The sequence below is a fragment of the Spiroplasma endosymbiont of Seladonia tumulorum genome (assembly GCF_964020235.1).
Lineage (GTDB): Bacteria > Bacillota_I > Bacilli_A > Mycoplasmatales > Mycoplasmataceae > Spiroplasma.
The window spans coordinates 1,139,257-1,158,451 of sequence record NZ_OZ026545.1 but is presented as its reverse complement, the minus strand read 5'-3'; the positions used below and the strand labels follow the sequence as shown (position 1 = coordinate 1,158,451).

Here is a 19,195-nt window from a genome sequence, read left to right as displayed (position 1 = left end):
GCATGTTATTAAATTTACCAATAGATCAAAATTTAGGTTTTATTTTTGTTTTACCTTACTACAATGAAAAAGAAAATAAGTATTTGGCACAACTTCAAATCGGCTATAAAGGATATATTCAACTTGCTATTAGAACTGGACAATATTTAACTATTAATGCTATTGAAGTTAAAGATGGTGAATTAAAAAATTATAATTTTTTAAAGGAAGAATATAATTTTAATTGAATAGAAGATAAAAATCAAAGAATTAAAAAAGAAACTATTGATATGTCGCATATTTTAAACTATTAAATGGTTTTGAAAAAACTTTATTTTGAACAAAAGAACAATGCGAAAGTCATTTTAGTAAATATTCACAAACTTATAAAAAATATGGAAAATTTATGGTTAGTGGTTTTGGTGATATGGCTTTTAAAACTGTTTTATCTACCTTATTAAAAAAAAGAGGAATTATGAATATTGAAATGCAAGAAGCATATAAATATGATCAAACAGTTATTAATGATGAAAACAATATAAATTATATTGATAATCAACAACTTATTAATATTGAATCAAACAACAATATTAATAATGAAAATGAAAATGAAAAAAATAACAATTTTGATGAAAATGTTTTAATTAATGATGATTTAACATTAGAATAATAATTTTTAATGAATAATAAATATAAAACTCGTCCAATTCGTAATAAATTTTATCATACTACTGAATGAAAAAAAGTAAGGGATTATTACTTCACTTTAAAAATGGGTATGTGTGAAAGATGCAAAAAAGATAAGGGTTATTTAAATAAAGGAATAATAGTTCATCATAAAAAATATATAAAAGATCAATATTTTATTAATTGAAATAAAGAAATATTATTATCAATAAATAATTTAGAGTTATTATGTTTAGAATGTCACAACAAAGAACATATGCATGAAAAAGCATTTAATGATAACGCTGAAATTAATTTAGAAACTGGTGAATACATAATAAATAAAAAATAATTCTAAAAGTAAATATAAAAAAATAAAATTAATAAAGTTTTTTAACTTTGTTAATTAATGGAGGATGTATGAAAAAGAAAAAATTAAATGAATACATAATTAATAAATTAAATCAATTAATGCTACGAGCTTATCCAGTATCAAAAAATGATATTACTGATGAATATTGAGCAATAAACAAAAAGAATTAGGAGGAAATATCATATGTCATATTGTATTAGTGATTACTTAAATGAAAAATGAATTAATAATAAAGCCTTAAAAATTACAAATAAAGATATTATTTATGCAGAAATTAACTGTGATGATGTAAATTGAGAGTTAAATTTATATCTTAAATTTGGGAATGAAGTACGACATGTAGGTAATTTATCATTACCAGTGGACTTTGACTTAAATTTAAAATGATATGAAATTCATGAAATTAAAAGTTTAATTTCTGATTATTTAGAAGATGAAGAAGCAGATTATGAGGTGATAAATTATAAATAAAAGATATTTATTAGTTACAAAGGATAAATATAGCATAAATACTTTATATTTTTATACATTTGAAGAAGCAAGAATTTATTCTGAAAATTTAAATTATTGTAAAGCAACAATTATTGATTTAGAAGATAAAAATATTAAATGACAAGGATGTGAATAATATGTGAAAAGACGAAAATGGTTATGTTTATACAGAAGAAGACTTATTTAATATAGCATTAGAAGAATGTCATTCAGAAGAAAGTGCTTATGAATATATTGATACTTTAATTATGGAAAAGAATTTGGAAGAAATTTAATAATGACTATAACAGAATTAATTAAATTTGACAAACTACAAGAAGAAAACGAAATATTTAAAAAAGAACTTGATGAAAAAGATAAAGAAATTATGAAATTAAAACAATAACAATTATATAAAGAAGATTTTGAAATTGAATATTATGATAATTGTGAATGCACATCAATATGTGCGTGTGGTAATGCATTGGTGTCATTAATAGATAATTCAAAATGAGAATTATTAGATAGTAAGGATGTAAAATAATGATTTGTAATGTTTGTAAAAATTATGGTTATTCTGGCAAATCTTTTATAATTAATGATAATGGCAAATTAGCATGAAATTTAAAATATAAAAAAGAAATAATATTATGCGAAGAACATTGATTAATTACCCATGAATTAGAAAATAAAATTTTAAAAATATGAAATTGAAATAAAAATAATGTTTAAAAATAAAGTTAACACCAATTAAAGAAAAAAATAATTTGTCAAATATAAAATATTAGAAAAAAGAAAGGTGGTTTTTATCATAAAAAAAGATTATTCAAAACCCAAAGCACGGTTTAATGGCAATATAATTATTGACTGTATTATATGTAAGCAAGAGTTTATAATTTCAAATTCAGAATGATTAACGCTTAATAAATTTTATAAATGCCAAAAATGTAAAAAATAAAGAGAGTTGTTAAATATGATAAAAAAATTTATTTAAATCAAAATTTAATTTCGCAAGAAAAAAATAATATTATTCACATTTTAATAAAGGCGTCCTGTACGATGAACCGGCAAAAAACAACTCTTGTGAGATTGTTTTTTTTATTTTTATATTAAAAAACATAAATTTATTTGCATTATTCATCGGATAGTATCTTTAAATTTAGAACTTTTATCATAAAAAAACAGATTAAATTCTGTTTTCCCTACACAAAATAAACAATATTTTTATAAATCCTTTCAATAAAGGTATTATCCAATGAATAATGCGGCACTTAAAATTTAATATTTTGATGCTTAAAGATGAATAACTCATCTATGGCACGAAGCCTTAAAGAAAGTGTGAAAGCGATTGGATTTACTACTCCTATTTATTTCTTTAATTCTCGGCAAGATTAATCACTTGCGAAATGTCAGAGCGCGTGTTTTTTGCTTGTTTTCATAAAAAGAGTGCTGTTAAACCGAAAAAACAATATCGGACACTAAAAAAACAAGAGGGTTGGAACTCCAAAAGGTTATTTTCTTTATATAAAGTTGTCTAGGGATGGATGAAGCGTAATTAATAACTGGGTAAACTGTTTCTTTGTTTATTTCCGTATGGGGGTAAACTCTATCAAAATATCTTATCCCGCCCCCGCTCACCTTCAAAGTGAAGCGGGGGCGAAGTAATTAAATACTAAAATAAATTATTTACTAAATATCAAAATATTAACCAATAAAGGAATATTATGTTTTTTTACAGAAAGGAAAATATTTGATGAAAAAATGAAATAAAAAAATTAAAAATAAATTACAAGAATTAATGATACGAGCTTATCTAGTAACGGTAAATGATATTAATGATGAAATTTGAGCAACAAATAAAAATAATTAAGGAGTATAGATAAATGACAGAATATAAAAGTTTGTATATTAATAAAACTTGAAATGAAATAACAACGTCATTTGATTGAGTTAATTGTCAGCCTGTTAATTGTCGTATTTCACATCATAAAAAGCATTATGATTTGCAATGTTTAGAATGAGCCAAAATGTACTTAATTTTATTTGAAAACAATTGAGATGTAATTGCTTCTTATATGCAACATTACAAAATTAACGATATTTTAGATTTAGCATCCGATGGATGAAAAATATTACAAATTGACAAAAAAAATAAAACAAATAAATTAAAATATATTATTGCAATTGACCCTGCTGGAATTGGACAAACTGGTATGATTATTTATAATGTTTTGCAAAAGAAAATAATTAATAATATTACTTTTAATTCTAAAAATGAAGAAGAAGCAATAAATAATATGTATTTAATATTAAATGAGTTTAAAAATAAAATTTGTTCTTATTTAAATAAAGTTATTGTAATAATTGAAGATTATCAACTTAATAAAGGTTTAAAAATAAAAAATCCATTAGCTACTCCTAAATTTATTGGTGGTTTAAAAGTTTTATGTAAATATCTATTTAATTTAAATTATGTTTTACAATCGCCAGTTGTTAAGAAAAATTATATTTATAAAGGAAATATTAAAATGACAGAGCACGAACACGATGCTTGAAAACATTTACAATATTTTATAACAGAAGGAGTTGATAAAAATGGCACAAACAAAAAGTAATTTACTTAAAAAATTAATAACTAATAAATCTAAAATAAAAAATAAAAAAGTTAATAAGTTAGAATTAACTGTTAGATTACATGAAAACCCAATTAAAACTAAAATTAAGGCACTGGTTGCTGGTGGTGTTGAAGTTGATGCTTGTTCTGCGAAATGTCAGTGAGAAGGATTAAATTACTCAACATTATCAATTTATAATCCGTCAGTTGTATCTGCTTTTTTGAAATTAAAAAAAGATGATGAGATAAAAATTAAAGGCTCAGTATTTAATCAGTTAAATATAAAAACTAAACGCTATTTTTTTTCTTTTCGAGTCGATAGTTTCGAAATTATACAAAAAGCGATTAGAAAAAGAACAAATACAAATATTAAAAAATAGGAGGAAAAACAATGGCATTAAAAAATGTAAAATTTGTTCTTATTGATAAAAATAATGAACCTATTAAAAATGAAGATGGTAGTTTAGATATTAAAACTGCTGAAATTATTTTAGAAAATACTGTTGAAGTTGAAGAATTTAATGCAAGTAATTTAGAAAATAGTGATCAACAAATCAACGAACTACAAACAAAAAATACTGAATTAACTTCACAAATTGAAGAACAAACAATTCAATTAAAACAAATTGAAGTAATTGATTTTATTAATTCTTTAACTGATAATGAAGATTTTAAAAATGTTTTATTAAAATCTTATGATATTACTGATGATATTGAAATCATTAAAGCACAATTGCAGAGTGTTTATGATGAATTAATTAAGGTACAAACAGTTAATACTGGTGGCGTACCAAAATCAGAAAATAAAGAAAACAATATTTTAGATACAGACAATGTATTTAATAAATAAGAAAGAAGGTATAAAATTATGGCACAAAATCCACAAAGAATATTCGGCGATATTGTTAATCAAGCAACACAAAAAGATTGTGAATCATTTGACCAATGATATTTACAAACTTATCAACAAAAATTTAGCTGAGAGGCATTATTTGCGTGAAAAGAAGCAAATAAGTTTGGTTTAACATATAAAAGAAAGAAAAATATTAAATATAATGAAGGTATAGGAAAAGATAAAAAAGTATTTAATACTGATGACAGTCTTTTAAACTATACTGAAGTAAAGTTTGAAGATGGAACAGTTGAATTAGATACAATTTTAACTTTTGCTCGTAAATTAGACCCAGTAGAAAGTGATTTTAATCCCAATCTTTGGGCGGCTGATATTGAGCAAGCAATGGATACTGAAGTTGCTTATAAACGCAATAAAATTTTAGAAATTATTAATAAAGGAACTGTTACAACTATTCAAGGCCAAAAATCAGATGATACAAATGCTTTACAAATCCACGATGAAATTATGGATAAAATATATGAAAATGGCTTTACCCCATCAGAAACAGTTGTCTTGGGTTCGGCTGATTTTATTCGTGGAATTCGTAATAAATTACAGTTACAACTTGGCGCAAATGACCAAATAAATAGCGTAATTGAAACAAGTGGAGCAATGAAAACTGTTGAAGGAACAACATATTATATGGTTCCTAAAAAATTACCAATTATTAATAAAGATGGTTCAGAAGGAACAATTGAATTATTACCAAACGGAGTTAATGCAATTGCCTTTAAATTTAGTAAAAAATATGATCCTCTTATTTTACGCAAAAAAGACCATACTCCGCTAAGGGTTGGTGCTGCTGCGTTAGGTACTGGAATGGGTAATACTTTAATTATGGAAAGAGTTTTATGTTTAGGTGGAGCAGTAGTTGAACCTAAAGGAATTATTAAACATATTGTTACAAAAATTGATATTAGTAAAATTAATAAATTAGATAAACCAACTATTCATGTTGTAAATCCAACACAAACAACAGCAGAACAGTTAAAACCACAATTTAAAGATGTTGTTTTAAAAGCAGTTAAAGCCGTAAATAGTTCTTTAACTGAAAGTGATTTTGATTACTTTATTGAAAGTAAAGGTGAAGATTGACCAATTAATATTACAAATGATAAAACTGTTTCTGTTCAAATTGAAAGTAAAAACAACGCTACTGGTCAAACATCTCCGATTGATGTTAAAATTAAAAATTCTTAATAGTACTAAAAAATAGTACTTTTTCGTTTGATAGATATGCCAATTAGAACATCTAAAACAGCTCTTATTTATGCTGTTAAAAAAAATCCAACTAGGTTGTCAATCCAACAACAAGAAAAAAATTTTGGTTTACAGTTATTAGAATTTTTAGGAATTCAAGTTTTAGCTCTTGGTTTATCAGTTTTAACTGGTGGTATTGCTTCGGCTGTTGGTCTTGGTACGGGATTATCTAATTTTGCCGCAGCATTTATCTCGTTTGGAGTAGAAACAGCAACCGATTTTGCCGTAAATCAAATATATGATAAATTAACATCAGAAGTAACAGCAAAAAGTACCGCCTTAAATTTGTTACCAGCAATTGGCGGTGTTGGTAAATTAACGCGTGCTGCTCGAACAACTAGAATTTTAAAATTAGCAAAAGAAACTAAATTACTTGAAAAATTAGGTGTAATAACTGCTAATAATTTAGAAGATGTTGTAAGACAAGTTACAGGCAAAAAGATTTTATCTGATAAATTAATATTTGATTTTTAAAAGCAGGCTAATAATGAAACTTTATTATATACATTTGGTAAATTGGCCCGAAATGATTTTTATAAAGGTTTTAAAGTTTCTAATTTATAAACAATTAATAATTTATTAAAAATTGAGAAAAATATTCAAAAAATAAGCCCTACATTAGTTCAAAAAATACCGCGCGTAAATGAAAAAAATGCTAATAAATTGTTATATGAATATGGATTAAATATTGATAAAATAAGCAAAATTAATACTAATGAGTGATATAACATTATGACTAATCTTCATAAAAAAGGTGTTGGTAAAAATCTACTATTAAATGCTAATTTAATGCGGAGCAGTAAAATATATAATAATAAATTATTAAATATTTTTCACCAAACACCAATTAAATTAAATAAAATTTTAAATCATTTAAACCCAAATTTTTATATTCAAAAAGTAACTAAAAAATTATTAGTCCCAATTGAAAAACAAATAATTACAATTAAACAAAAAGTAATTAATAAAATTACTGATAAAACTAAAAAAATATTCTCTAAATTTGAAACTAAAGCTATTAAAAAAGGCCAATTATTACCCTTTGCTTATGGTTCTGATGTTTTTTTAGCAGTAAAAATTGTTCCATTATCAGTTGCGGGCGAAGTTGCTTTAACAATATATTATAAAAATCCTAAATATGTCCCTATTGTCGTTATGACAACTTTAATCAAAGCAGAACAGTTTGTTTTGGCTCCTGAACCGTTTAAATTCTATATGAACAGTGAGTGGTTTATTGGTTGGGGATTTAAAAAAACAAGTTTGTTTAATTTAGTTTCTTTTGCCCCACTTGTTTATCAGCAAGTAGTAAAAGATAGTTTTAAAATATATCGGATAATTGCTAAGATATTAAAAATGCAAGAACAATTTAAAAATAACTTTAATAAAGATAAATTGTTAAATACGCTAGAAGATAGTGTGGTTACTAGTTTGTTAGGTAATGAACTAGTATTTCAAGCATATAAACAACTCAGAACAAAACAAGATTTAAACAAAACAATTAAAACAAAAACATTACTAAATAGTAAAAAATTTATATTAAAGAAAATATATTTTAAAAAAAGTAAATGATAAGGAGATGATTAAATGTTAAATGAATTATGACAAAATGTTACTTTGGAAAATTATAATAATTTTATTCCAATGACAGGTAAAATTACACAAGTTCCAGTTCGTTATAATAAGTTCTTTAAAGGTGATGTAGAATTATGATTTAAAACATTTGCTTTAAGAGCCCAAAATATGATTAATTCTTACTTAAACTATCCATTTTCAAAACTAAAGTTTGAAACATTTAAAGATCCATTATTAAAGAAAATTTGTATTAATATGGTGTTTATTACGATTGAGCATTGAACATTTAACCGCATTCCAATTGAGTTTTTTGCTTCGGCAAATATGAGTGTTGGTGATATTAATTATTCATCGCAAAATGACCCTATGATTACTTGACAAGGTCTATTGCCTACCTATGCAAAATCATTGGCTAATTTAACAACTTTAAAGAAAATGTTTCGTACTTTTCAAGAAGAAGGTATTGATTTAACAATGATTGATTTAGAAGCATATTATACTCAATTAGAAGTTGATGCTTTATTAGATAAACTTGTTATAGAAAAAATTAAAGATGAAAAACTTGCAAAAATAAAAGAAGAAATTTTAGATGAATTAAAAAAATCAATTGTTATACCAAAAGTTCCAGATTGAGAAATTGTTGATACTAGTGATTTTAAAGTTGGACAAAAAGGATATACTATTCCTAATTTTGATAAAGAAAATTATATTTATAGAATTTGAGCCTCAGGAAAAAATATCAAAGGAGATTTAAAAAGTCAAGGGATGTTGCAAACAAGGCATAGTTTTAGACAAACAATAGGTGTTATATATGATCAAATAGGTGTTAATAGTGCATGTTTAGCATTATCTATTAATCCTGATGGATTGATTAATATTGGAGTTAATGGTCCAGCAACATTTAGACCTTTGGGATTTGTGTTTATTGAAAGAAAAAAGGTAAATTAGAAAGGAGATGTTATTATGCCAAAAGTAAATATTAAAGATGTAATTATGTTTTTGAAAATCTTTGGAGTTTCATCATTGTTTTTTATCGCAGGAATTATTATTTGTTTTATAGGAGAAAAAACATTAGGTATTTCTTGACCGGCATATGTTATTGTTTCAGCAATGCTTATCGGAGCTGGAATTATAGTTTTGATTATTGAAACAATTAGATTTATCAAAACACATAACAAAAAACAAAAAGAAGATAGTATTGAAGATGTTATTAAAAAAGAAGAAACAAAATAAAGGGGAAGTTATAAATGGGATTGTTACCAGCAAAAAAGAAAATAAAAAAAGATTATGATATTGATAGTTATTATCTTAATTTAGCATCAACTATTACTAATCGTAAAAATGTTACTGTTCAAAAACATAATGAGATTTTAAAAAAAAGAATTTGTGAAGATAATGCTAATTTTTTAAATCCACGAGATTTAGAAATTAGCATTTATAATCCACTTACTAATCAACAATTAGATACTAAATTAATTAATAACTTTTTAAAGATGCAAGACTTTACTAATAAAAATTGATATAACGAATATAAAATTAATAAGAATGGTAGGGGTGCATACTTTATTTTTGTTAATAATTCAAAACTTAATTTTATTACTATTGATTTTTACAATGACCAATATGATGAATTAGGTAATTTAGTATCTTGTACTTTTGATTATGACTCTTATATTAAAAATGACCAGAGTATTTTTATTACTGAAAAATTAGAGATTGATGCTGTAACTAAACAAGTTAAAGTTATTAGAAAGTTAAAAACACGATTATATAGTACTATTACCGACTTATATATTGATGATGCTAAATGAAATAACTATACAACTTTACAAAGAGAAGAAATATTACCACTTAATTTTATTCCAATTCAAATTATTCCTAATAACCCTAATTTTTAGCCTTCTGCTCGTTATGGTAAACAAGTTGCTAGTATTTTAGGATATTATTGCTGAAAAGATAATGTTAGATCCATTATTAAATAGTGGTAAATTTACTATTAATACTAACGGCGTGACTGGTGTAGTTGACCAAGAAATTAGTAAAATGCTAGCTTCATTTATTGAAAATGACTTGTTATTAGTTGAAGGAGACCCTGATAGTAATTTTCAACCAGTAGATTATATTGCGGGTAATTTTAAAGGTGAACAATTAACCAAAATATATGATTGATTATTAACTAATTACTATAAAATAAATCGCCATCATGTTCCCGCAATCGCCAAGGGAGCCCAACAAACACAAGCAGAAGTTGCGGGAGTAAATATTCAAACAAACGCATCATATGAACAAATGATATATATTAGAGAAATTAAATTAACTGAATTCATTATTAAGTTAATTAAATATGATAATGCGATTTTAAACAGTAGAACATTCAATATTAAAAATATTGATGAGTTAATTGTTGATGTTCGCTTACCAGTAAATGCTACTTTAAACAGACAATTAAAAAACAACGAAACTATTATCAATATGCCTAATGAAGAAGGAGAACAAGAATAATGTTAAAACCATCTGAAAAAATGTTAGCACAATTAGCGGAAAATGATGAACCAATTGACTATTCAATCGATAGTATTCCGTTAGATTTTGCTGCTCAATCGCAGTACAGCAACCCTGACTTAGAACAATTATTTACTGAAGACCGTGCAAGAACCTTATATATTTATAAAATTAATAATATTGTTAAGACAAAGCAAAAACCAATCTTAAATTACTCTCAAAATAGCGTTAAAATAGGTTTTATTGACAAAGATGAATATATTAAAATAACTGGTTATGAAATTAGTGATTTTAACTTTAAATTACAAATTCAACAAAATACCACAGTCCAAGATAATAGCACAAGTTATGTTATGATTGATGAAAAAGATATTTTAATTAATGATATTTCAAAACAAGACAAAGAATTTTTAGAATCCTATGACTTAAAAATAGTATCTATTAATGAGCCAATTAGTGAAGATAACAAAAATGAATGTTATATCATTGAAGAATACAAAGGCCCTTATTCACCCGATGGTGTTAATATTATTAAATCTATGCATTTAGTTAAAATAACTGATTTTAAATGAAAAAACCAAAATAGTATTCATTTAGTATTACAAAAATCATTACCCGAAGACACAGTATTTACTGGGATTGAAATTAAATACCCTAAATCAATGTTATTTGGAAATATTAAGTGTTGAGGCAATGTTAATGGTGTTTATTCTTATCCATCATCAATAGTTGAAAACGCTAGTTTAGTACCTTTACTATCAATGCCAATTGAAACAAACCCTAATGTAAGAATATTTCAGTATTGATTTACTGAAAGTTTTTTACCATGAAGTATAGCCAAAAACTATATTCAAGGAAAAGATATTTTAGATTTGGTAAATAAAAATGGTTTAGAAAAAGTTTTATTAAATTATTTAACATATCGTTATAATTATGACCGTAAATTTCAAGGAGCAAAATACGATGAAAAGGTAATCCTACCAATAAAGCGGCTGAACTGCGCCAAAAATTTGAAGGACAAAAACCAGAAGATGTAATTGATGGTTTATTTGAAAATTGAAAATTAGATAATTCCACATTTCTTAATGAAAATGTTGTCAAAAGATTTAAACAAATTATTTATATGTTATCAAATTATACATATAGCAAGTATGCAATTAATAAAGGCTATAATGATGATATTAAATTAATTGCTCCTTATTATTTTAAACTAATTTCAAAACCAAATAGATTAGAAGAAGGATATTTTTATTTTTCAGATTGTCAAGTACAAATATATTCATTATATTTTGATTTTATTGGTTCTAATCCACCAATTACAGTAAATTATTGAAAAGAAATTAAAGCACAAGAAAAACCATTTAATCAAGTGGATAATAAATGATATTTTGCTATATGGAAACCTAATAATTCTATTTATTGAAAAATATCAAAATTTAAACACGATACAAATAAAGGAAAAAAATGAGGATTGAGATCCATTAAAACCATATTATATTGATCTCTTTTTATGGGTTTTTGAAACAAAAGAACAAGATTTATTAATAGATGATCAATCAGAAGGTAAAATAGAACGAATTTTTTGAAATGAAGATAAGGGACGAAATTTTAAAGCAGTTTATCGTTGAAATGGTGGTGGTGAACCTCTTAAACCTTTAATTGATTCAAGTACTGGAAAAATTATTGATTGAAATTTAAAACAACAAATAAATGTTAATAATAACAAAGATAATGAAATTAAAGTAAGTGTTAAAAACAAAGATATTTCAGAAAATCCTATTTATCGATTAGAAGCAAATTTTTTTAATTGATTATCAATAACAAACGAATTAGAAACAAATAATATTCCTTCACTTATTCCGGCAGAAATTAAACTATCAGATGGAGAATATGGTAAATATTTAACTAATTTAATTGTTTCTAATGACAAAATAGAAAACTATTTAAATTATTTTTCTGAATGATATAAATTACTTTATTCTAAAATAGATTGAATTAGTACAATCGAAGATTTAATTGATTATAGTATTAAAATAACTTTTGATAAAAAACTATTTAATTTAAATCAAATTGAAATATCAGGTATATGAGGTTATGGTAATTATGAAATTACAATTTTTACTGAAAAAGAACAAATTAATATTAATAATTTACAACTATTTAATAAAAATAATGAAAAATTATCATTAATTATATTAGAAATATAAAAAGTCATTTATTAAAATGACTTTTTATTATTCATTAACTTTTACATTACCGGTTTTATCAATAATTAAATTAGGTACATTAGTATCTTCTAAATTTCAACGATAAACTGCTTTAAAATTTCGTCCCTTATCTTCATTTCAAAAAATTCGTTCTATTTTACCTTCTGATTGATCATCTATTAATAAATCTTGTTCTTTTGTTTCAAAAACCCATAAAAAGAGATCAATATAATATGGTTTTAATGGATCTCAATCCTCATTTTTTTCCTTTATTTGTATCGTGTTTAAATTTTGATATTTTTCAATAAATAGAATTATTAGGTTTCCATATAGCAAAATATCATTTATTATCCACTTGATTAAATGGTTTTTCTTGATATGCTATTCATTCTAAAATACCATTTTTTGTTTTTATATTATTTTTTTCTTTTAGTTTATTTAATTGTTCCTCGATATATTGTGGTGTATTACAGGCAACTAAACTGACTGTACTTGTTCCTATTAAAGTGATTGTTCCCAAAAGACTTAATTTCTTTTTCATATCGTGTTTATAATTAATTCTTTACTACCACTATATCTGTTTTTTTATTTTTAAATGTTACATTTTTTTCTTCCGAATTTAAGGGAATAGCTTCCCCAATCTCAGTCTGATGCATAATTATTTCTTTTTTACTTTTAATATCATAGTAAAAATTTATACTATTATCATTATTTATTTTTATTTTTGAGGGTAAAATTTCATTTTCAAATAAACTAAGCATAGCATCTTTAATTGAAATATTAACTATTATTTCATTATTATTTTTATCAATTAATTTGGCACTAACCATACCTTCAATTTTTTGATAATAATTTAAAATAAGCTCTATATTATTTTGTAAAGAAGTAACATAAACTGAAATTTTACTATGTGGTGGCACCTTTACTGGTTGAGATGGAACAGTTATTGTTGTAGTGTTTGTGGTTGTTTTAATTTCTGTTTCAGAAGAATTTGAAGTATCTGTTATAGTATAAGTTTTTGACTTCCCTCATGTATAACCACCACCAGCTTCAACTGCAACTTCAAGTTTTGCACCAAAAACAACAGGGACACCAGCATTACTACTAGCTTTTGCTGTAACTTTAGTATTTACATTTGTACTTCAATTATCAGTATTTGATGTTGTTTCTGATTTAGAAAATCCATTCATTTTTTGAAATGTATTTGTTTCTGTTAATTGTTTAGAACAAGAAACTGTATTTTGAATTTGTTCAATACTACTATTATTTATAAATGTTGAGTTAGAATCTTTACAAATATCATTAAGATCTTGTTCTAAATTATATGATTTATTTTTTTGTGTTTCTTTTAAAACAAGTTCAGATTCTGTTAAATTTTTTAAATTAATATTTAAAATCTGTTTAATTTCAGAATTAGGATTTTGTTTTTTATGATATAAATATAACCCTCTTTTTACTTGATCTCTCATATTAATAATTTTAGATTCAATTAATTGCAATGTATCATATTCATAAACTTTATTATCTTTTGAACCAAAGTATAATTTGTTATTTAAAGCTACCCCAGAAGATCAAATACCACCATTTGTTGTAATTACAACTTTTTGTTGTCCAGTTTCAGAATTATATTCATAAACTTTATTTTCTTCTGAACCAAAGTATAATTTATTATTTAAAGCTACTCCAGAAGATAAAATACTTCCATTTGTTGTAATTACAACTTTTTGTTGTTCAGTTTCAGGATTATATTCATATACTTTTTTATCATATGAACCAAAATATACTTTATTGTTAAAAACAACTCCAGAAGATCAAATACCACCATTTGTTGTAATTACAACTTTTTGTTGTCCAGTTTCAGAATTATATTCATAAACATTATGATCAAAAGAACCAAAGTATAATTTATTATTTAAAACTACACCAGAAGAAATGGCATTAATATTTGCTGTAATTACAATTTTTTGTTTTTCAGTTGTATGATCATATTCATAAACACTTCCATCATAAGAACTAAAATACAATTTATTATTTAAAGCTACACCGGAAGAAAAAACACTCCCATTTGTTGTAATTACAACTTTTTGTTGTCCAGTTTCAGGATTATATTCATAAACATTATGATCAAAAGAACCAAAGTATAATTTATTATTTAAAACTACACCGGAAGAAAAAACACTCCCATTTGTTGTAATTACAACTTTTTGTTGTCCAGTTTCAGGATTATATTCATAAACATTATGATCAAAAGAACCAAAGTATAATTTATTATTTAAAACTACACCGGAAGAAATAATACTTTTATTTGTTATAATAACAATTTCTGAAATTCCAACAATATTATTTTTTTTATTATCTTGTCTTTTTACTCTATTTAATTTTTCTAAATTATTTTTTTGTGAATAATTAACTTTACTAATTTCTAATTTAGTTTCTTCTTTTTGATAGGGGCTAGCAGCAATTGTTGTTGGTACAGCGGTTCCACCAATAGTTAATAGACTTAATAAACTTAAAAGTTTTTTCATTTTATTATTTCCTTTCTTTTATCTTGAAAATTTTTATCAAGATCTATTGACATTATATATATACAAGCACTTTTTAAACATATTTGAGAAAGGAAGTTATTTAAATGATTATTATTGTGATTATATTGTACTAATCTGGGCTCGCGGTGATTTTCATAAGTTTGTGAAAAATTACTTAAAGTTTAAAAAAACTTTTGCCGCGCTTTTCAAAATACTTGGGAAAAATTCTAAGCGTTAAGCGAAGAATTTTATAAAGGTTCCCAAATTTGTTTGAAAGAACCTCAAAATCTTTTTTAACTTGTAAGTCATTTTATCACAAAAATTTAAGAAAATCAACCGCTCGCCCAAAACCTAAAAAAATCTGCTATTACAGATTTAATAAAAATATAGATAAAAATTAATTGAAATATTCTCTAATTTTATTTCAATAATATTATAATACATTTTATATACCCATTTTAAAGCGATACGGAAAAGAACCATAAAACAAAGCATCATATGGATCGTGGTACATTTTACTGTCGGGTGTGTTTGTTTTGGTATCGCTAAATCTTAATTCACTAATACACTTATCTAAAAATGGGAAGTTATATAATATACCATATATTTTGCCTTGAACAAACATTTTTCTTATTCATGTTACACGATTAATTATTCCCGCTTCTTTATTAAGGGATGTCTGATGTTTTTTGGCTTTAAACATCTTAATTTTATAACCTAAATAAGGGTAAATATCTTCTTGTAATTTTTGCATAAAGTCATGAGCATTAATATCATAATGAAATGTAGCATATTCAAAACCATCAAATTTATCAAAACAGTTAATTATTCATTGTCCGTAATGTTCAACTATTTCATTTAAATTCATTGCGTTTTTTGGGGTAACAACATTTTCTTTAATTAAATATTTATCATATTCATTATTTTCATTAATTTTATAACCACTAAATAAAAATACTATATGGTCTTCACTACCATTAGCATAATCAACACCAATTGAATAACTATCAAATTGATATTGTTTTGTATTTGTATTATAAAAATCTTGTAAATTATACTCTTTAATATATTTACGATAATTTCGTAAAACATAAATACTGGGGTCATTATCGTTATATTCAAAACCGTAATATTCAAGTTCAAATAAATCGGGTCGTTCTTCTTTATTTGCTAAAACAATTTTTTTGGTAATATCAGGTATTTTATTTCAAACAGCCCCCATAGTTAAACGCAAATTAAAAATACCCAAACCATTAAATGCTTGTTTGTTTTCTGAATATACCTGATTGTGTTCTTTTAAAATATTTTTAATTCTTTCATTTAAAGGTAAATATGGCGTTACAAATTTTTCATAAAAGATATGGTATTTATCAAAAGGATTAAAGGTAAATTGATTAGAATATGTTTTATAAAAATATGTTGTAACTGTTATATATTGTTTTGCTATGTTGTCTCATTCTTGAAATGTCCAAGATAATTCTTTTACTGGAATAGGATTATCTAAATTATATTGTTCATTATCATTTTCATCTGTGTATTTTTCGTAAGACACTTTTAAACTTTTAGAACGAAACATTGAAACTCTTAAATTATTATATCTTTTATCTAGTTCTTTATCAGTTAAGATTTCTTTTTCTTCAGCATGTATCATTTCGTCAGTTCATGCTGATATAATACCACTACCTTTACCAACTTTCCCCATAATTTTATTACCATTAGCATAACCCGCAAAAGCAATGCGAACACCACTAGGAAAAACAATTTCGCCACCTTCTTTAACATTTTTAGGTCAAACAATACCATTTTCATTGTCATACCCTATATCAATCCCATATTTATCATATAGATAGTTGCAGACATTAATTGTATCGCCAAATGTAGTATCTTCGTGGGTATTGGCATATCTTCGTAAAATATTAGATGAAGCATCGGTAAAATTACAAGCAAAAAATAATTTTTCTGCTAGGTGATTTCATGTCTTATTAGTACCACGCCCCGCTGAGACAAACTTAAAAAAACATGGCGAAGTAAAATATCGGGCATAACTATCACCAACAAAATCTTTAAATACTTCTCAATCAAAACCAAAATTATAGTCACTAAAATTTAAATCATATTTTTTATTTAAATGTTCATAACTAGTAATTCGTTTTTTATTATTAATTTTACTAAATTCTTGCATATTTATTGACCTCTTTATTTTATATATAATACATTATAAGAAAAAATGAAAGGAATTTGTATAAAAATGAGAAAATTTAAACATTTAACATTTGATGAACGAGATTTATTTAAAGATTTATTATTATCTGATACTTGTAAAAAGAAAAATGGCACAATTAATTTATCTGAAATATCACGACAAACGGGTCGTGGAGTTAATACTGTTAAAAGAGAAATCAAGCGATTTAAAAATATACAATATTATAATCCATATCAATCACAAAAAGATTATAAACAAAAACGTAAAAAATGCATTAAAAAACTACCTAAATTTACAAAAGAGCAGTTAGATTTTATTAAAATAAGATTTAATAAATACCACGATACACCCGAACAATTAATTTATCGTTATTTCTTGGAATTTGGTGTTAAATTTCCTGTTTGTGTTAAAACATTGTATAAATGAATTCGCTTAGGTGAATTTGGATTAAAAAAAAAGAAAATTTACCCCATCGTGGTAAAAAATACAAAACAAAAGGAAAAACTGATAATCGTGGTAAATTAACTAACTTTAAATCAATTTGAGATATTGAAAATAAAGTTTCTAATGTTGGATGATTTGAAATGGATACTGTTGTAGGAAAAGACCATCAATCTAGTAATTTAGTTTTAGTAGAACAATCAAGTAAAAATTATTTTGTAATGAAATTAAAAAATAATACTGCTAATGAAGTTTTAGAAAAATTTAAAGATATTGTTAAAAATAATAATTTAATTGGGAAAATTAAAGGAATAATAACTGATAGAGGAAAAGAATTTAGTAAATGAAGAGAAATGAAAATATTTACTGAAACACAAGTTTATTTTTGTGACCCCGGTAAACCACAACAAAAACCATTAATTGAGCATATGAACGGTGAATTTAGATATTGACTTTCTAAGGGAATTGATTTTAATAATATTAGTCAAAAAATGATAGATTGAGTAGTTAATGTTATAAATGATAAACTCCGACCATGTTTAAATTGATTAAGTGCAAAGACAATGTTTTTACAAAATTTTAAATAAATTTATTAGTTAAAATTTAATAAATTATTTTTAGTGCGCTTAAATATGAATAAAATAAGATAAAATTACAAAAATTTAATTTTTTCTGAAAAAGTTGTTGCAATTTATTAAAAATATTTTATTATTAACTTAACAAGATATAAATTTGCCGTTTATATATACACAGCGCCAAATAAGAAAAAAGATTGTGTTGTTTGAAATAAAAATTACTTAGGTTTATCAAGTTATCAAAATTATTTTAGTTTAAAAATTGATGAAAATAAAAAATATATAGTACATAGTAGCGTTACTAATAAAAGTGGTAATATTGTGGGAAAAAATTTAATTTTATCTTTTGAAAAATTAAAGCAAGAAAACAAAAAGCATTTTAATTTGCAAAGCAAAAATGATGCTAATAATGATTTATTAAATGAATATAACAATCATTATGAAAATACTAAAATCCAACAAAAAGAATTAACATCAGAAGAATTAAAAAAATTACTAGAAGATTTAGAAAATATTGATAATCCTAATTATTGAGATAATGGTTTTTATTTAGGATACAACAAATATGAAAAAAAATAATTTAATAAATATACAAACATTATTTTAAATTTAGAAAAAAAGAATGTCAATAACTATATTAAAATTACTTTACTTTTTATTTTAATGACGGTATTATGTCATCGATTTAATATCAAATAATTAAGTGATTATATAAATTAAATTATATTTTACCCCCTATTGTACCTTATTTTAAAGGTATTTTGGGCTACCGAGGGCTGGGGGCACGTGCACACAAAAAGCAAAAATTTTATGGTGTGATGAAATAAATTATGTAAAATAATAAAAAAACATTTAAAAATAAGGGGTTTTATTAATGGAAAGCAAAAAAAACAATAAAAAATTGGTAAAAAA

General features: G+C 24.2%; 23 protein-coding genes and 3 pseudogenes. 22 read left to right on the top strand and 4 right to left on the bottom strand.

The features are described 5' to 3' along the window. Positions 1–2 precede the first annotated feature (2 nt). From AACL22_RS07345 to AACL22_RS07255, 20 genes and pseudogenes are all read left to right on the top strand, one after another. Complete coding sequence (locus AACL22_RS07345; protein ID WP_338990870.1) at positions 3–293, top strand: recombinase RecT; 291 nt, start codon at positions 3–5, stop codon at positions 291–293. Next, positions 290–451: pseudogene (locus tag AACL22_RS13815) on the top strand (recombinase RecT); the annotation flags it as partial. The gene AACL22_RS07345 and the pseudogene AACL22_RS13815, both read left to right, overlap by 4 nt. 3 nt (positions 452–454) lie before the next feature. Next, positions 455–649 carry a hypothetical protein gene (locus AACL22_RS07340; protein WP_338990868.1) on the top strand — a complete coding sequence of 65 codons (195 nt, stop codon included), beginning with the start codon at positions 455–457 and terminating at the stop codon, positions 647–649. Positions 650–658: 9 nt separating this feature from the next. Further along, positions 659–997, top strand: a complete 339-nt coding sequence (locus AACL22_RS07335; RefSeq protein ID WP_338990865.1) for an HNH endonuclease — start codon at positions 659–661, stop codon at positions 995–997. 68 nt (positions 998–1,065) lie between these two features. Further along, positions 1,066–1,188: a hypothetical protein gene (locus tag AACL22_RS07330; RefSeq protein ID WP_338990862.1), complete on the top strand. Its 123-nt coding sequence runs from the start codon at positions 1,066–1,068 to the stop codon at positions 1,186–1,188. 13 nt (positions 1,189–1,201) lie between these two features. After that, positions 1,202–1,489, top strand: coding sequence for a hypothetical protein (locus AACL22_RS07325; RefSeq protein ID WP_338990859.1), 288 nt, complete (start codon positions 1,202–1,204; stop codon positions 1,487–1,489). Between the two features lie 158 nt (positions 1,490–1,647). Further along, the gene (locus tag AACL22_RS07320; RefSeq protein ID WP_338990857.1) at positions 1,648–1,785 is read left to right on the top strand and encodes a hypothetical protein; all 138 of its coding nucleotides are present in this window, start codon (positions 1,648–1,650) and stop codon (positions 1,783–1,785) included. A 247-nt stretch (positions 1,786–2,032) separates the two neighbouring features. Beyond that, positions 2,033–2,221: a hypothetical protein gene (locus tag AACL22_RS07315; protein ID WP_338990855.1), complete on the top strand. Its 189-nt coding sequence runs from the start codon at positions 2,033–2,035 to the stop codon at positions 2,219–2,221. A gap of 1,151 nt (positions 2,222–3,372) precedes the next feature. Beyond that, positions 3,373–4,104, top strand: a complete 732-nt coding sequence (locus AACL22_RS07310) for a hypothetical protein (protein WP_338990852.1) — start codon at positions 3,373–3,375, stop codon at positions 4,102–4,104. After that, positions 4,085–4,483, top strand: coding sequence for a hypothetical protein (locus AACL22_RS07305; protein WP_338990849.1), 399 nt, complete (start codon positions 4,085–4,087; stop codon positions 4,481–4,483). The genes AACL22_RS07310 and AACL22_RS07305 overlap by 20 nt, the downstream gene beginning before the upstream one ends. A gap of 11 nt (positions 4,484–4,494) precedes the next feature. Continuing rightward, positions 4,495–4,953, top strand: a complete 459-nt coding sequence (locus AACL22_RS07300; protein ID WP_338990847.1) for a hypothetical protein — start codon at positions 4,495–4,497, stop codon at positions 4,951–4,953. Positions 4,954–4,971: 18 nt separating this feature from the next. Beyond that, positions 4,972–6,198 (top strand): hypothetical protein, encoded by a 1,227-nt coding sequence (locus AACL22_RS07295; protein ID WP_338990845.1) that lies wholly within the window; start codon positions 4,972–4,974, stop codon positions 6,196–6,198. Between the two features lie 36 nt (positions 6,199–6,234). Next, on the top strand, positions 6,235–6,732 hold the full coding sequence (locus AACL22_RS07290; RefSeq protein ID WP_338990843.1) for a hypothetical protein: 498 nt from the start codon (positions 6,235–6,237) through the stop codon (positions 6,730–6,732). A gap of 189 nt (positions 6,733–6,921) precedes the next feature. Beyond that, a complete protein-coding gene (locus tag AACL22_RS07285; RefSeq protein WP_338990840.1) occupies positions 6,922–7,830 on the top strand; it encodes a hypothetical protein in 909 nt (302 codons plus the stop codon). A 12-nt stretch (positions 7,831–7,842) separates the two neighbouring features. After that, entirely contained in the window at positions 7,843–8,778 is a 936-nt protein-coding gene (locus AACL22_RS07280) for a hypothetical protein (RefSeq protein ID WP_338990838.1), read from the top strand. Between the two features lie 15 nt (positions 8,779–8,793). Then, positions 8,794–9,063 (top strand): hypothetical protein, encoded by a 270-nt coding sequence (locus AACL22_RS07275; RefSeq protein WP_338990836.1) that lies wholly within the window; start codon positions 8,794–8,796, stop codon positions 9,061–9,063. A gap of 14 nt (positions 9,064–9,077) precedes the next feature. Continuing rightward, positions 9,078–9,728 carry a hypothetical protein gene (locus AACL22_RS07270; RefSeq protein ID WP_338990834.1) on the top strand — a complete coding sequence of 217 codons (651 nt, stop codon included), beginning with the start codon at positions 9,078–9,080 and terminating at the stop codon, positions 9,726–9,728. Between the two features lie 61 nt (positions 9,729–9,789). Beyond that, positions 9,790–10,332, top strand: coding sequence for a hypothetical protein (locus AACL22_RS07265; protein WP_338989258.1), 543 nt, complete (start codon positions 9,790–9,792; stop codon positions 10,330–10,332). After that, positions 10,332–11,369: a hypothetical protein gene (locus AACL22_RS07260; RefSeq protein ID WP_338990831.1), complete on the top strand. Its 1,038-nt coding sequence runs from the start codon at positions 10,332–10,334 to the stop codon at positions 11,367–11,369. The genes AACL22_RS07265 and AACL22_RS07260 overlap by 1 nt, the downstream gene beginning before the upstream one ends. Positions 11,370–11,720: 351 nt before the next feature. Beyond that, positions 11,721–12,539: a hypothetical protein gene (locus AACL22_RS07255; RefSeq protein WP_338990828.1), complete on the top strand. Its 819-nt coding sequence runs from the start codon at positions 11,721–11,723 to the stop codon at positions 12,537–12,539. Between the two features lie 27 nt (positions 12,540–12,566). Here the strand turns inward: AACL22_RS07255 and AACL22_RS07250 are convergent, their stop codons facing one another. The 4 genes and pseudogenes from AACL22_RS07250 to AACL22_RS07240 form a co-directional block, all read right to left on the bottom strand. After that, on the bottom strand, positions 12,567–12,875 hold the full coding sequence (locus AACL22_RS07250; RefSeq protein ID WP_338988777.1) for a hypothetical protein: 309 nt from the start codon (positions 12,873–12,875) through the stop codon (positions 12,567–12,569). A gap of 142 nt (positions 12,876–13,017) precedes the next feature. After that, positions 13,018–13,080, bottom strand: a pseudogene (locus tag AACL22_RS13810) (hypothetical protein); the annotation flags it as partial. Positions 13,081–13,093: 13 nt separating this feature from the next. Then, the gene (locus tag AACL22_RS07245; RefSeq protein WP_338990826.1) at positions 13,094–15,064 is read right to left on the bottom strand and encodes a PQQ-binding-like beta-propeller repeat protein; all 1,971 of its coding nucleotides are present in this window, start codon (positions 15,062–15,064) and stop codon (positions 13,094–13,096) included. Between the two features lie 445 nt (positions 15,065–15,509). Beyond that, a complete protein-coding gene (locus tag AACL22_RS07240) occupies positions 15,510–17,246 on the bottom strand; it encodes a hypothetical protein (RefSeq protein WP_338990823.1) in 1,737 nt (578 codons plus the stop codon). Between the two features lie 66 nt (positions 17,247–17,312). On the opposite strand from AACL22_RS07240, the pseudogene AACL22_RS07235 reads away from it, so the two are divergent. Together AACL22_RS07235 and AACL22_RS07230 are read left to right on the top strand one after the other, a co-directional pair. Further along, a pseudogene (locus tag AACL22_RS07235) lies at positions 17,313–18,295 on the top strand (IS30 family transposase). Between the two features lie 309 nt (positions 18,296–18,604). Further along, on the top strand, positions 18,605–18,862 hold the full coding sequence (locus AACL22_RS07230; protein ID WP_338990819.1) for a hypothetical protein: 258 nt from the start codon (positions 18,605–18,607) through the stop codon (positions 18,860–18,862). Positions 18,863–19,195 lie beyond the last annotated feature (333 nt).